Origin of the sequence: Amycolatopsis sacchari, assembly GCF_900114035.1 — a bacterium.
Taxonomy (GTDB): domain Bacteria; phylum Actinomycetota; class Actinomycetes; order Mycobacteriales; family Pseudonocardiaceae; genus Amycolatopsis_E; species Amycolatopsis_E sacchari.
The window spans coordinates 72,837-85,859 of record NZ_FORP01000006.1; the positions used below are offsets into that span (position 1 = coordinate 72,837).

The 13,023-nt window shown below is 69.3% G+C and carries 13 protein-coding genes; 6 read left to right on the forward strand and 7 right to left on the reverse strand.

The genetic code is table 11. From position 1 onward, the window contains the following. Positions 1 to 54 precede the first annotated feature (54 nt). Positions 55 to 1,326: an acetyl-CoA C-acetyltransferase gene (locus tag BMZ92_RS12490; protein ID WP_091506450.1), complete on the forward strand. Its 1,272-nt coding sequence runs from the start codon at positions 55 to 57 to the stop codon at positions 1,324 to 1,326. A 4-nt stretch (positions 1,327 to 1,330) separates the two neighbouring features. Here BMZ92_RS12490 and BMZ92_RS12495 read toward each other — a convergent pair whose 3' ends face one another. Further along, positions 1,331 to 1,834, reverse strand: a complete 504-nt coding sequence (locus BMZ92_RS12495; protein WP_245783027.1) for a DoxX family protein — start codon at positions 1,832 to 1,834, stop codon at positions 1,331 to 1,333. 181 nt (positions 1,835 to 2,015) lie between these two features. Here BMZ92_RS12495 and BMZ92_RS12500 point away from each other — a divergent pair, with 181 nt between their 5' ends. The 3 genes from BMZ92_RS12500 (at position 2,016) to BMZ92_RS12505 (ending at position 4,710) form a co-directional block, all read left to right on the forward strand. Further along, on the forward strand, positions 2,016 to 3,212 hold the full coding sequence (locus tag BMZ92_RS12500) for an ATP-binding protein (protein WP_091506452.1): 1,197 nt from the start codon (positions 2,016 to 2,018) through the stop codon (positions 3,210 to 3,212). 185 nt (positions 3,213 to 3,397) lie between these two features. Further along, positions 3,398 to 3,547 (forward strand): hypothetical protein, encoded by a 150-nt coding sequence (locus BMZ92_RS37350; RefSeq protein WP_177228657.1) that lies wholly within the window; start codon positions 3,398 to 3,400, stop codon positions 3,545 to 3,547. A 185-nt stretch (positions 3,548 to 3,732) separates the two neighbouring features. Further along, entirely contained in the window at positions 3,733 to 4,710 is a 978-nt protein-coding gene (locus BMZ92_RS12505; RefSeq protein WP_091506455.1) for a bifunctional helix-turn-helix transcriptional regulator/GNAT family N-acetyltransferase, read from the forward strand. On the opposite strand, the gene BMZ92_RS12510 is transcribed toward BMZ92_RS12505, so the two are convergent. From BMZ92_RS12510 to BMZ92_RS12520, 3 genes are read right to left on the reverse strand one after another with little or no spacing between them, the layout of a single operon-like run. Further along, a complete protein-coding gene (locus BMZ92_RS12510) occupies positions 4,664 to 5,224 on the reverse strand; it encodes a peroxidase-related enzyme (RefSeq protein WP_091506458.1) in 561 nt (186 codons plus the stop codon). The two genes, BMZ92_RS12505 and BMZ92_RS12510, sit on opposite strands and share 47 nt — an antisense overlap. A gap of 1 nt (position 5,225) precedes the next feature. Continuing rightward, positions 5,226 to 6,872 (reverse strand): monocarboxylate uptake permease MctP, encoded by a 1,647-nt coding sequence (mctP, locus tag BMZ92_RS12515; protein WP_091506460.1) that lies wholly within the window; start codon positions 6,870 to 6,872, stop codon positions 5,226 to 5,228. Next, positions 6,869 to 7,147, reverse strand: a complete 279-nt coding sequence (locus tag BMZ92_RS12520; RefSeq protein WP_091506463.1) for a DUF3311 domain-containing protein — start codon at positions 7,145 to 7,147, stop codon at positions 6,869 to 6,871. Before BMZ92_RS12520 ends, mctP begins: the two co-directional genes overlap by 4 nt. A 172-nt stretch (positions 7,148 to 7,319) precedes the next feature. On the opposite strand from BMZ92_RS12520, the gene BMZ92_RS12525 reads away from it, so the two are divergent. Together BMZ92_RS12525 and BMZ92_RS12530 are read left to right on the forward strand one after the other, a co-directional pair. Then, positions 7,320 to 8,918 carry an alpha/beta hydrolase gene (locus tag BMZ92_RS12525; protein WP_091506465.1) on the forward strand — a complete coding sequence of 533 codons (1,599 nt, stop codon included), beginning with the start codon at positions 7,320 to 7,322 and terminating at the stop codon, positions 8,916 to 8,918. Between the two features lie 117 nt (positions 8,919 to 9,035). Beyond that, positions 9,036 to 9,278: a helix-turn-helix domain-containing protein gene (locus BMZ92_RS12530; protein ID WP_091506467.1), complete on the forward strand. Its 243-nt coding sequence runs from the start codon at positions 9,036 to 9,038 to the stop codon at positions 9,276 to 9,278. Here BMZ92_RS12530 and BMZ92_RS12535 read toward each other — a convergent pair. From BMZ92_RS12535 to BMZ92_RS12545, 3 genes are all read right to left on the reverse strand, one after another. After that, entirely contained in the window at positions 9,275 to 10,096 is an 822-nt protein-coding gene (locus BMZ92_RS12535) for a TIGR03621 family F420-dependent LLM class oxidoreductase (RefSeq protein ID WP_091506470.1), read from the reverse strand. The genes BMZ92_RS12530 and BMZ92_RS12535 overlap by 4 nt on opposite strands. A gap of 64 nt (positions 10,097 to 10,160) precedes the next feature. After that, entirely contained in the window at positions 10,161 to 11,984 is a 1,824-nt protein-coding gene (locus tag BMZ92_RS12540) for a phosphoenolpyruvate carboxykinase (GTP) (RefSeq protein WP_091506472.1), read from the reverse strand. 343 nt (positions 11,985 to 12,327) lie between these two features. Continuing rightward, positions 12,328 to 12,999, reverse strand: a complete 672-nt coding sequence (locus BMZ92_RS12545; protein WP_091507051.1) for a DUF6802 family protein — start codon at positions 12,997 to 12,999, stop codon at positions 12,328 to 12,330. Positions 13,000 to 13,023: the final 24 nt, after the last annotated feature.

A 13,023-nucleotide genomic window follows, 5' to 3' on the forward strand; every position in this document is an offset into this window, starting at 1 on the left:
AACCTACTCGCGAGTAGGTTACACTGTTCCCAGCGATCCACCAGGAGGCAAGTCATGGACGTCCGCAAGGTCGCGATCCTCGGCGGCAACCGCATCCCGTTCGCGCGCTCGAACGGCCCCTACGCGAGCGCGTCCAACCAGGACATGCTCACCGCCGCGATCGACGGGCTCGTCAGCCGGTTCTCCCTGCAGGGCGAACGCATCGGCGAGGTCGCCGCCGGCGCGGTGCTCAAGCACGCTCGGGACTTCAACCTGGCGCGCGAAGCCGTGCTCGGCAGCAAGCTCTCGCCCGAGACACCGGCCTCCGACGTGCAGATGGCGTGCGGCACCGGCCTGCAGGCGATCGTCAACGTCGCCAACAAGATCGCGCTCGGCCAGCTCGACTCGGCGATCGCCGGTGGCGTGGACACCACGTCCGACGCGCCGCTCGCGGTGAACGACGACCTGCGCCGCATCCTCGTCCGGCTCAACTCGGCGAAGTCCCTCGGCGAGCGGCTGCGGCTGCTGACGAAGCTGCGCCCGGGCCAGATCGTGCCCGAGATCCCGCGCAACGCCGAGCCGCGCACCGGGCTGTCGATGGGCGAGCACGCGGCGCTGACCGCGAAGGAGTGGGGCATCACGCGCGAGGCCCAGGACGAGCTGGCCGCGACGAGCCACCAGCGCCTGGCCGCCGCGTACGACCGCGGCTTCTTCGACGACCTGATGACGCCGTTCCTCAGGCTCACACGCGACCAGAACCTGCGCCCGGACTCGACGGCGGAGAAGCTCGCCAAGCTCAAGCCGGTGTTCGGCGGGCCGGACGGGACGATGACCGCGGGCAACTCCACCCCGCTCACCGACGGCGCGTCCACCGTGCTGCTCGCGAGCGAGGAGTGGGCGAAGGCGCACAAGCTGCCGGTGCTGGCGTACCTGACGTTCGCCGAAACCGCGGCGGTGGACTACGTGCACGGCCGCGAGGGCCTGCTGATGGCTCCCGCGTACGCCGTGCCGCGGATGCTCGCCAAGGCCGGGCTCTCGTTGCAGGACTTCGACTTCTACGAGATCCACGAGGCGTTCGCCTCCCAGGTGCTGGCGACGTTGAAGGCGTGGGAGGACCCGGGCTTCGCCAAGGAGAAGCTGGGCCTGGACGAGCCGCTGGGCTCGATCGACCGCGCGAAGCTCAACGTCAACGGGTCGTCGCTCGCGGCGGGCCACCCCTTCGCGGCCACCGGCGGGCGCATCGTCGCCACGCTGGCGAAGCTCCTGCACGAGAAGGGCTCCGGCCGCGGGCTGATCTCGATCTGCGCCGCCGGTGGCCAGGGGATCACGGCCATCCTGGAGAAGTAACGCCTCAGCCGGGCAGCAGGTCCTTCGCCGCGCCCGCCGTGCTGGCCACCTGCTTGGAGGCCTTCGCGGCGGCGCGGCGCGTGCGCCAGCCGACGGACGGCTTGCCCTCGGTGTCGGCCGCCGCGATGAGCAGCCCGCCGACGAGGGCGAGGTTCTTCAGGAAGTGGATGATCTGCTCCTGCTTGTCGGCGTCCTTGGCCTCCCAGAACGCGTGCCCCGCCACGGTGGTCGGCACGAGGCTGCCCACCAGCGCGAGCGAGGACAGGCGCGGGAACTTGCCGAAGGCGAGCGCCGTGCCGGCGGCGATCTTCACGCCCGCGTCGATCTTGACGAGGCTCACCGGGTCGGTGGGCACCTGGTCGGGCAGCTTGTCCTGCTGTTGCCCGACCGTCTTGTCGATCAGGGGTTTCGCCACCTCGGCGTGCCCTTCGGCCTGACGCAGCGCGTTGATGCCGCCGTAGATGAAGATGGACGCCAGCATGGGGCGGGCCAGTCGACGCAGGATCACGGTCGTCGCCTTCCTAGGTTGCCTTCCGGATGCCGCCGAAGTACCCACTAGCCCCCTCTTCAAAGCTCTACAGCTTTATTGGCTCAACACTAGAAAGCGCTAGAAAGCCGTAGCGACACGCCGATAGCGGTCTCTCGGCAAATATCAGAGCAGCACTAGAAACCCCGATACCGTCGTAGGGATGGACCCCATCCGCAACCCCTTCGCGCCGGGTGCCGGGCAACGGCCGCCGGAACTGGCCGGACGGGAACGCGAGCTGTCCGCGTTCGAGGTGGTGCTGCAACGCGTGGCGCGGGGGCGGCCGGAGCGGAGCCTGATCCTGACCGGGCTGCGTGGTGTCGGCAAGACCGTGCTGCTGGGCGAGCTGCGGTCGATGGCGGTCAAACACGGCTGGGGCGCGGGCAAGATCGAGGCCCGCCCGGACGCGGAGCTGCGGCGGCCACTCTCGGCGGCGTTGCACCGCGCGATCCGGGATCTCGCGGTGCGGCACCGCGCGCCGGACCGCGTCGACGAGGTGCTGGGCGTGCTCAAGGCGTTCGCGCTGAAGGCGAGCAAGCCCGACGCGAAGCTGCGTGACCGGTGGCAGCCGGGCATCGACGTGCCCGCCGCGCAGGGGCGGGCGGATTCCGGCGACATCGAGATCGACCTCGTCGAGCTGTTCACCGACGTCGCCGAGTTGGCCGCGGACGTGGGCACGGGCGCGGTGATCCTGATCGACGAGATGCAGGACCTCAAGGCACCGGACGTGTCGGCGTTGTGCGCGGCCTGCCACGAGCTTTCGCAGTCGGGTGCGCCGCTCGTCGTGGTCGGCGCCGGGCTGCCGCACGTGCCCGCGGTCCTGTCGGCGTCGAAGTCCTACTCCGAGCGGTTGTTCCGGTACGCGCGGATCGACCGGCTCGACCGCGACGACGCCGACCGGGCGGTGATGGCGCCCATCGAGCGCGAGGAAGCCGGAATCGAACCGGAGGCGCTGGACGCGCTGTTCGACGCCTCGGGCGGCTACCCGTACTTCATCCAGGCGTACGCGAAGGCGGCCTGGGACGCCGCGCCCGCCGATCCGATCACCGTGAAGGACGTGCAGGTCGCCGCCCCGGAGGCGGAGCAGGAGCTGGCCGTGGGCTTCTTCGGTTCGCGCTACGAGCGCGCGACGCCCGCCGAGCGTGAGTACCTGCTGGCGATGGCGGAGCTGACGCAGGGCCGCGACGAGGGTGCCGGTACCTCCGACATCGCCGTCTACCTGGGCCGGAAGCCGTCGTCGTTGTCCCCGGCGCGCGACAGCCTGATGAAGAAGGGGCTCGTGTACTCCGCCGAGCGGGGGCTCATCGCCTTCACGGTGCCGCACTTCGGGCACTACCTGCTCAGCCGCCGCGAGGACTGATCGGGGCTTCTAACGCTTTCTAGCTTTTCAGCTAGAGATCGCGATCGTCCGCGATACGCCTTCTCTGCCGATGATTCGTCGGCGAGTGCGCCAAGTCACCGGAGGATCGTTGGCAAGCTTGTGAAAAAAGGTGCATACTGGAGGAGTCACCACGAGAGACTCCACCTGAGGGGATGCGAGAACCCATGAGCAACTTCGCCGCCAAGCTTCGTGCCCGCCGCGCGCAGGCCCGGACCCGTCGCGCGGTGAACCGTGCCATCGAGACCGCCGCCAGCCCGACCGTGCGCCAGGAGCTGATGGCGATCGCGCAGGCGCACCAGTCGCACATGCGGTAAGAAGTGAGCTGGAACACAAACGAGCCCGGGTGTAACGCCACCGGAAGAGTCGGCGATACCCCTTACGACCCCGTGATGCTGGCGGACCCCCGACCTGGCAGCATCACGGGGTTTTCCATTGCCTGAACCCGGTTGACGCGCGCGTTATTCTTTGACGCAGTCAACGAAGTGGTTGAGGTGAGCAAATGAACGATCGCCAGCTGCTCGACCGGGTCTCCCGCGTCCGCGCGTTCAACCGGCTCTACACCGGCGTCATCGGCGTCCTCGACGAAGGGCTCGTCGGCACGGAGCACTCGCTCAGCGAGGCCCGCGTGCTCTACGAGCTGGAGCAGCAGGGCGTCACGGAAGTGGCGGAGCTGCGCCGCCGGCTCGATCTCGACGCCGGGTACGCCAGCCGCCTGCTCGGCCGCCTGGAGAGCCGCGGTCTGCTGGTCCGGGAACGCTCGGAAACCGACGCCCGGCGCCAGCTCATCCGGCTCACCGAAGCCGGCCGGGAAGCCCAGCATTCGCTCGAACAGCGCACCATCGAACAGATCGGCAAGCTCCTCGGCCGGTTCACCGACGAGGACCAGCAGCGGCTCCTGCGCTCCATGCGGGTGATCACCGAGCTCGTCGGCGACCGGCCCCGTGACGCCACCGTCGTGCTGCGCCCGCCCCGGCCGGGCGACTTCGGCTGGGTCGTGGCGCGGCACGGCGCGTTGTACGCGCAGGAGTACGGGTGGGACGCCACGTTCGAAGCGCTCACCGCCCGGATCGTGGCCGACTACGTCGAGAACCACGTGCCCGCGAAGGAAGCGGCGTGGATCGCCGAGGTCGGCGGGGAACGCGCGGGTTGCGTGTTCTGCGTCCGCGGTTCTGACGAGCGCACCGCCAAGCTGCGGCTGCTGCTCGTCGAGCCGGGTGCGCGCGGGCAGGGCCTCGGCAAACGGCTCGTCGACGAGTGCCTCGCGTTCGCCAAGGCTCAGGGCTACACCGCGATGGAGCTGTGGACCAACGACGTGCTCACCGCGGCCCGCCGCATCTACGCCAGCGCGGGGTTCCAGGTCGTCGGCCGGGAACCGCACCACAGCTTCGGCGCGGACCTGGTCGGCGAGACCTGGCGGCTGGAGTGGGGAACTACCGGCCCATCCCGTAGAACTCCGGGTTCGGCCGGAGCGCGGTGAAGTGGGCCAGCCGGTTGGACATCGCGAACAACGCCGTGATCGCGCCGATGTCCCAGATCTCGTCCTCGGTCAGGCCCGCCTCGCGTGCCGCCTCGACGTGCCGCTCGCCGAACAGGTGCGAATCGCGGGCCAGCGCGAGGGCGAGCTCGACGATCGCCCGCCCCCGCCGGTCCAGCTCCACCTGCCACGGGTTGCTCGACACGCGGTCCGCCAGCTCCGGGTCCTTCGCCCGGATCCGCAGGATCGCCCCGTGCGCCACCACGCAGTACGTGCAGTGGTTGGCGCCCGAGGTGGCGACCACGACCAGCTCCCGCTCGGCCTTGCTCAGGCCTTCGGAGCGGTCCATCAGCGCGTCGTGGTAGTCGAGGAACGCCCGCAGCTCCGCCGGACGGTGGCCGAGCGCCCGGAAGATGTTCGGCAGGAACCCCGACTTCTCCGCGATCGCGCCGACGCGATCGCGGAGGTCGCCGGGCAGGTCCTCCAGCTCGACCACCGGGAAGCGGCTGACGGGCACGTCAGTGCGCCCCGATCGGCCGGAGGTCCTCGTCGTGCTCGTCGGCGTGGTAGTCGGTGCCCTCGGTGTCGTCCGTGCCGTTGAAGATCTTCAGCTGCCGGGCGATCACCGTGACGACGACCGCGACCACGAGGTTCGCCACCAGCGCCACGAAACCCGGGTAGATCTGCGTCGCCACGCCGTCGAAGGGGTGCCAGCCGAAGATCGACAGCTTGCCCAGCGGCATCGCCGAGCCACCGAAGTGCGCCTTGCCGTTGGCCGGGTTCGGGATGTTGTAGAGCATGATCAGGCCCCACGCCATGCCGACGGCCCAGCCCGCGATGAGCCCCCAGCGGTGCAGCCAGCGCGTGTACAGCGCGATCGCCACCGCGGGCAGCGTCTGCAGGATCAGCACGCCGCCGATCAGCTGCAGGTCGATGGAGAACTGCGGGTCGATGAACAGGATGAACGCGACCGCGCCGAACTTCACCACCAGCGAGGCCAGCTTCGCCTGGTTCGCCTCCTGCTTCGGCGTCGCGTCCCGCTTCAGGTACTCCTTGTAGATGTTGCGGGTCCACAGGTTCGCCGCCGCGATCGACATGATCGCCGCCGGCACGAGCGCGCCGATCCCGATGGCCGCGAACGCGATGCCCGCGAACCAGGCCGGGAACTGGATGTCGAACAGCACCGGGATGACGGTGTTCGAGTCCGGCCTGCCGGTGGCCGCGTTGGTGATCGGCTTGACGCCCGCCGTGATGGCGACGTAGCCGAGCAGCGCGAGCAGGCCCAGCAGGAACGAGTACGCGGGCAGCGCCATCATGTTCCGCTTGATCACGTTGCGGCCGCGCGAGGCGAGCACGCCCGTGAGCGAGTGCGGGTAGAGGAACAGCGCCAGCGCCGAACCCAGCGCCAGGGTGATGTACTGCAGCTGGTTGGTGCCGGTCAGCAGCACCGAACCGGACTTCTTCTGCGCGAACGTCGCCGCCGAGGTGTCGATGATGTGCGACCAGCCGCCGAGCTTCGCGGGCAGGTAGAACACCGCGACCAGGATGACGACGTAGATCAGCCCGTCCTTGACGAACGCGATCAACGCGGGCGCGCGCAGCCCGGACTGGTAGGTGTAGAGCGCCAGGATGACGAACGCGATCAGCAGCGGCAGGTGCCCGACGATGCCCGAGCCGTTGAGGCCCATCGTGCGCAGCACCGCCTCCAGGCCCACCAGCTGCAGCGCGATGTAGGGCATCGTCGCGACGATGCCGGTGATCGCGATCAGCAGCGCCAGCGTCGGCGAGCCGTACCGGCCGCGCACGAAGTCCGCCGGCGTCACGTAACCGCGGGAGCGGGACACCGACCACATGCGCAGCGCGGGCAGGAAGACGATCGGGTACAGGATCACCGTGTACGGCAGGGCGTAAAAGCCGAGCGCTCCGGCACCGAACACGAGCGCCGGCACGGCGACGAACGTGTACGCGGTGTAGAGGTCACCGCCGACGAGGAACCACGTGATCCAGCCGCCGAACTTGCGGCCGCCCAGTCCCCATTCGTCGAGGTGGTCGAGCGAGGCCGCCGCCTTCCAGCGGGCCGCCACGAACCCCAGGACCGTGACGAACAGGAAGAGCACCACGAAGATGCTCAGCTCGGTCCACTGCAGGCCGTTGCCCGGCGTCATCGCTGCTCCCCCTCGTCCAGCTCGTCGACGGCGAGCCGGTCCGGCTTGCCCTTCACGACGGGCGTGTCCTTCGTGGTCAGGTAGACCACGGCCACCGAGGCGACCCCGATGATCACGTAGACGAACTGGAACCAGTAGAAGAACGGCAGCCCGAACAACCTCGGCCTGTCGAAGTTGAACCACGGGGTGACCAACATCAACAACGGGATCAGCAGGAACAGGTTCCACGGGCGGAACTGCAGCCCCGTGACCTTCCCGGCGGCTTTGCCAGACATCGGACCTCGCTAGCACGTTCGGACGACCGAGCAGCACCTTATGTCCTGCCTCCCGGCTCCGTCACGACCACCCGCGATATCGATTCGGGCAGGGAACGCCCGACTAAGGAGGGTTGCCCGGATCGCCCTCGGCGGATAGGAAGGTGCGACCGCTGAACCGAAGGGGCGAAGCATGAAGTCGAAGCGCTACGCGGTGGTGATCCCGGCACTGGCCGGCGCCCTGCTGGCGGCCAGCACGGTCGCCGCGGCGGCCCCGGCACTGCCGTTGAACTCCACGGGCATTCCCGCCAAGTACGCGAGCCAGACGCTGAGCTGGCACACCTGCACCTCGGACGAGCTGTCCGGCCAGACGCCGCCCGCGGGTGCGGAGGGTATCGAGTGCGCGACCTACCGCACCCCGCGCGACTGGTACCACCCCGGCGCGAACGTCGACCTGACGATCGCCGTCAGCAGGCTCAAGGCGACCGGCGATGCGACCGCGAGCGTCCTGGTCAACCCGGGCGGGCCGGGCGCGCCCGGCCGGATCTTCCCCGCCCGGCTGCGCAACCAGGCGAAGCTGCGCGCACACCAGGAGATCGTCGGGTTCGACGTGCGCGGCACGGGCAAGAGCACGAACATCACATGCGGTGGCGCGATCGGCACGGGCAACACGCTCGACCCGCGTGACCGCAGCAGGCCGAACCTGAACCTGATCCTCGACGCGACGAAGTACGCGGCGGACTCGTGCCAGGTCAAGTCGGGCGAGCTGGGCCCGTTCATCAACACCGACCAGACCGTGCACGACCTGGACCTGCTGCGCGTGCTGCTGGGCAGGCAGAAGGTCAACTGGGTGGGCTACTCGGCGGGCACGTGGCTGGGCGCGCACTACGCGCAGGCGTTCCCGAACCGCGCCGAGCACTTCGTGCTGGACTCGAACACCGAGTTCACCACCACGTGGCAGAAGTCGTTCGACTGGCAGCCGCTGGGCTTCGAGCGCCGGTGGCGCGAGGACTTCCTGCCGTGGATGGCGAAGTACGACAAGCTGTACCACTTCGGCACCACGGGTGAGGCCGCTCGGCAGACGTACGAGCAGGTCCGCGCCGCGCTGGCGAAGCAGCCCGTGGACGTCGACGGCGCGCCGCTGTCGGCCAACGAGCTGGACTCCTACATCGCGTCGAACATCTACAGCAAGCGCTCGTTCCCGTCGCTGGCCGAGTACCTGGTCAACGTCCGGACGCTGACGCAGAACGCACCCGCCGACCAGCAGGTCGCGGCGAAGCGCGAGGTCAAGGCGGAGCACGCGGAGGACAAGGCGCTCGGCCCGCAGCCGCTCGTCGTGCCGACCGACTACGACGACGCCTACGACGCGAGCTTCTGGACGATCCCGTGCAACGAGGGCCCGTGGTTCGGCAACCGCCAGACCGCGATCCGGCAGTCCGACCAGCTCGGCCCGCAGTACCCGCTGCTCGGCTGGGGCTGGCTGATCCAGCCGTGCATCTTCTGGCGCAACCAGCCGGTGCCGCTGCCCGTGCTCAACGGCAAGGGTGTGGCCCCGGTGCTGATGGTCCAGTCCACCCACGACCCGGCGACGCCGATCGAAGGGGCGCAGCGCGCGCACCGGGCGTTCCAGGGCTCGCGGATGATCACCGTGACCGGTGAGGGCGACCACGGCATCTACGCCGGCGGCAACGCGGCGGTGGACAAGGTTGTGGAGGACTACCTGGTGGACGGCATCGTGCCGAACGACCAGACCCTGCCGGGGATGCCGCTGCCGGTGCCGCCCGGCGCCTGAGTCCCCGCAGTTCGAAGGCCCCGTCGCGCGGTCGCGCGGCGGGGCCTTCGTTTTGCCCACAACCTGTGCACAGAGTTGTCCACAGGTTGTGGAGGATTTGGCGGATAGACTGGGGACATGGTGCGTGTCCCGCTGACCGAAGCCGAGCGTGCCCGTGGTGAGCGGCTGGGTGCCGTCCTCCGGGAGGCGCGGGGCTCGCGCAGCATGGTCGAGGTGGCCGCGGAGGCCGGGATCTCGGTGGAAACGCTGCGGAAGATCGAGACGGGCCGCATCCCGACGCCGGCGTTCTTCACGGTCGTCGCGGTGGCCGACGCGGTCGGCCTGCCGCTCGAGGCCCTGCGTGGCGCCGTCCCGGCTTAGCGGAGCAGTTCGATCACCGGGGCGAAGGTCTCGAAGTCGCGTTCCATGACGCTGATGTAGGTCAGGCCCAGCTTTTCGCGCTGCTCGCGCAGTTGCTCGGCGATCTGCTCCGCCGTGCCGACGAGCAGCGTCGGCAGCTCGCCCAGTTCCTCGGCCGACAGCTCCGGCGCGTACGGCCGCAACCGTTCCAGCGAGCCGCGGCGGTCGGCCGTCACGTCGACGAACTGGATCAGGACGTTCAGCTCGGCTTCGCGCTCGCCCAGCGCGGCACGCACGAACTCGACGCGCTCGCGGAACGCCGGCGCCCCCGCCAGCGTCGACAAACTCCCGTCCGGCTGCGCGCCCGCGCCGGTGAAGGCGACGATGTCGGCCCGCTCGGCCGCCAGCCGGAGCATGCGGTCGCCCCAGCCGCCGATGAGCAGCGGGCAGCCGGGCGCACCGAGCGCGTCGAGCGCGGCCACCATCCGGTCGATCCGCCTGCCGCCGCTCTCCCACGGGATACCGGCCTCGTCGAACTCCGGCTTCGCGTAGCCCGCGCCCAGCCCCAGCTCCAGCCGCCCGCCCAGGAAGTCCCGCACCGTCGTGATCTCGCGGGCCAGCAGCACGGGGTTGTAGAACGCCGCGTTCAGCACGAACGGGCACAGTTTCGGGCGCTCGGTGACCTCCGCCGCGAGCACCAGCGCCGGGAACGGCGCCGGCATGCCGAGGTGATCGGCCACGCACACCACGTCGTACCCCAGGTCCTCGGCCCTGCGGCACTTGTCCACCCACCCGGCGCGCTCGCCGGGCGCCATCATGTTGACCCCGAACCGGAACACGCCACTCACAGAAGCAGCCGGTTTTCCCTTCTGTCAAGGGAAAACCGGCTGCCTCCGGCATACCTCAGCCGAGCCGCTGCCTGAGCAACTCCAGCTCATCCCGCAGGTTGGACGGGACCCTGTCGCCGATCTTGGCGAACCACTCCTCGATCAGCGGAATCTCCTGGCGCCACTCGTCGGCGTCGACGTCCAGCGCCGCCTGGATGTCGGCCAGCGGCTCCTTCAGGCCCTCGGTGTCGAGGTCCTCGGCCCGCGGCACGAGACCGATCGGCGTCTCGACGGCGTTCGCCTTGCCCTCGATGCGCTCGACGATCCACTTGAGCACGCGCGAGTTCTCGCCGAAGCCCGGCCACAGGAACCGCTTGTCGTCGCCGCGACGGAACCAGTTGACGTAGAAGATCTTCGGCAGCTTCGTGCCGTCGGCCGACTTGCCGAGCTCGATCCAGTGCTTGAAGTAGTCACCGGCGTGGTAGCCGAGGAACGGCAGCATCGCCATCGGGTCGCGGCGCACCTCGCCGACCTTGCCCGCCGCGGCGGCCGTCTTCTCCGACGACATCGTGGCGCCCATGAACACGCCGTGCTGCCAGTCACGCGCCTCGTTCACCAGCGGCACCGTGGTGGCGCGGCGGCCGCCGAACAGGATCGCCGAGATCGGCACGCCCTTCGGGTCGTCCCACTCGGGCGCGAGGATCGGGCACTGCGACATCGGCGTGCAGTAGCGCGAGTTCGGGTGCGCGGCGGGCTCGCTCGACTCCGGCGTCCAGTCCTGCTTCTTCCACGACGTCAGGTGCTCGGGCTTGGAGTCCATGCCCTCCCACCACACGTCACCGTCGTCGGTCAGCGCGACGTTGGTGAACACCGTGTTGCCCTGCTCGATGGTGCGCATGGCGTTCGGGTTGGTGTGCCAGTCGGTGCCCGGCGCGACGCCGAAGAAGCCGAACTCCGGGTTCACCGCGTACAGCCGGCCGTCCTCGCCGAAGCGCATCCACGCGATGTCGTCGCCGAGGGTTTCCGCGCGCCAGCCCGGGATCGTCGGCTGCAGCATCGCGAGGTTGGTCTTGCCGCACGCACTGGGGAACGCCGCGGCGATGTAGTACGCCTTGTCCTCCGGCGAGATCAGCTTGAGGATCAGCATGTGCTCGGCCAGCCAGCCCTCGTCGCGGGCGATCACCGAACCGATGCGCAGCGAGTAGCACTTCTTGCCCAGCAAGGAGTTCCCGCCGTAGCCCGAGCCGTAGCTCCAGATCTCACGCGTCTCCGGGAAGTGCGAGATGTACTTCGTGTCGTTGCAGGGCCAGGGCACGTCCTGCTCACCCGGCTCCAGCGGCTTGCCCACCGAGTGCAGCGCGGGCACGAACGGGCGCTCGGTGCCGTCCTCGGTCACGAACTTCTCCAGCGCCGCCTTGCCCATCCGCGTCATCACGCGCATCGACGCGACGACGTAGGCGAAGTCGGTGATCTCGATGCCCAGCTTCGGGTCGTCCGCACCGAGCGGGCCCATGCAGAACGGGATCACGTACATCGTGCGGCCCCGCATGCAGCCCCGGTACAGCTCGGTCATCGTGGCGCGCATTTCGTCCGGGTGCACCCAGTTGTTGGTCGGCCCGGCGTCCTCCTCGCGCTCGGAGCAGATGAACGTCCGCTCCTCCACGCGCGCGACGTCGCTGGGGTCCGACGCGGCCCAGAACGAGTTCGGCTTCGCCTCCAGCGGCACGAACGTGCCCGCGTCGACGAGTTCGGAATTGATCCGCGCGGCCTCTTCCTCGGAGCCGTCACACCACACCACTCGGTCAGGAGTGGTCAGCTCGGCGACTTCACGAACCCACGCGAGCACTCCGCTGTGTGAGGTCGGCGCCTTGTCCAGTCCCGGGATGGCTACTGCAGTCATTCCTTCTCCTGACTTCGACGGGAGGAGCCCGCACCCGGACGCGACTGGTTGTCCGGATGCGGGCTCCATCGCCGGCGACCGAATGGCTTCGCGCACCGGCTGGCGACCGGTGTGCTGGGAAATGGGATTCCTTGAGGGTAGCCAAGGCGAAGGCCGGTAACCGAGCCCTGAGCTGTCGGTTCTCTCACAAGAACGATCAGGGAATCGATTCAGATATCGCTGAGACGGCGTAGCCGAGAAATTTTTCCGGCGTCACCGTGATCTGGCCGATACCCGATTCGCGCGTAACGGACAGCAAAAAGCCGGCTCCCCCGCGGGGAAGCCGGCTTGGGGTGCCGGCCCCTCAGTTCTGCGAAATCCACTGCCCGGTGCCGGAGTCGATGCGCGCGACCCCTTCGACGGTGTCCCGGCCCGGCGTGCCCCACAACGCGTCGCTGTCGGCGCGGACGCCGTTCACCTCGGTCCACTCGCCGGTGCCGCTGTGGTCGTACGTGTGCGACTCGCCGCCCGGGGTGATGACCGTCTGCACGTCGGCACTGCCGTCACCGTCGGTGTCGGTGAACAGGCGGGTGTTGCCGTCGGCGTCGGTGACGACCGCGGTGTCGGCCGTGCCGTCGTTGTCGCTGTCGACGGTGGCGGGCCCGAGCTCCACCGTGCCGTCCACCAGGTCCGCGGTCAGCTCGCCCTGGTGCCCGGCGTCACTGCCCGAACCGGTGCCGCCGGGCTCGCCGGAGGCGATCCAGTCACCCGTGGTGGAGTCGAAGCGGGCGGCCTCGACGACGTTGCCCTCGGTGTCGGTGTGCAGGTACTCGTCGGCGTGACCGTCGCCGTCCGTGTCGACGTACGCGGTCATCGTGCCGTCGGCGTTGTCGAGGCGGACCGTGTCGTCCTGCCCGTCGTGGTCGATGTCGAAGTTCTCATCCGCGCTGTACGTCTGGCCCTCGACGGAGATCTCCAGCTCGCCGTCGGGTGCGGTGCTCGTCGCGTCGGCGCCACCAGTCTCATCGATCCACACGGCCCGCTCTTCCCCTTCCGAGGT

Bases quoted from the DNA above. Each gene is read 5' to 3' on its own strand.
- BMZ92_RS12490 (WP_091506450.1), top strand. From the start codon at position 55: ATGGACGTCCGCAAGGTCGCGATCCTCGGCGGCAACCGCATCCCGTTC.
- BMZ92_RS12500 (WP_091506452.1), top strand. From the start codon at position 2,016: ATGGACCCCATCCGCAACCCCTTCGCGCCGGGTGCCGGGCAACGGCCG.
- BMZ92_RS37350 (WP_177228657.1), top strand. From the start codon at position 3,398: ATGAGCAACTTCGCCGCCAAGCTTCGTGCCCGCCGCGCGCAGGCCCGG.
- BMZ92_RS12505 (WP_091506455.1), top strand. From the start codon at position 3,733: ATGAACGATCGCCAGCTGCTCGACCGGGTCTCCCGCGTCCGCGCGTTC.
- mctP (WP_091506460.1), bottom strand. From the start codon at position 6,872: ATGACGCCGGGCAACGGCCTGCAGTGGACCGAGCTGAGCATCTTCGTG.
- BMZ92_RS12520 (WP_091506463.1), bottom strand. From the start codon at position 7,147: ATGTCTGGCAAAGCCGCCGGGAAGGTCACGGGGCTGCAGTTCCGCCCG.
- BMZ92_RS12525 (WP_091506465.1), top strand. From the start codon at position 7,320: ATGAAGTCGAAGCGCTACGCGGTGGTGATCCCGGCACTGGCCGGCGCC.
- BMZ92_RS12530 (WP_091506467.1), top strand. From the start codon at position 9,036: ATGGTGCGTGTCCCGCTGACCGAAGCCGAGCGTGCCCGTGGTGAGCGG.
- BMZ92_RS12540 (WP_091506472.1), bottom strand. From the start codon at position 11,984: ATGACTGCAGTAGCCATCCCGGGACTGGACAAGGCGCCGACCTCACAC.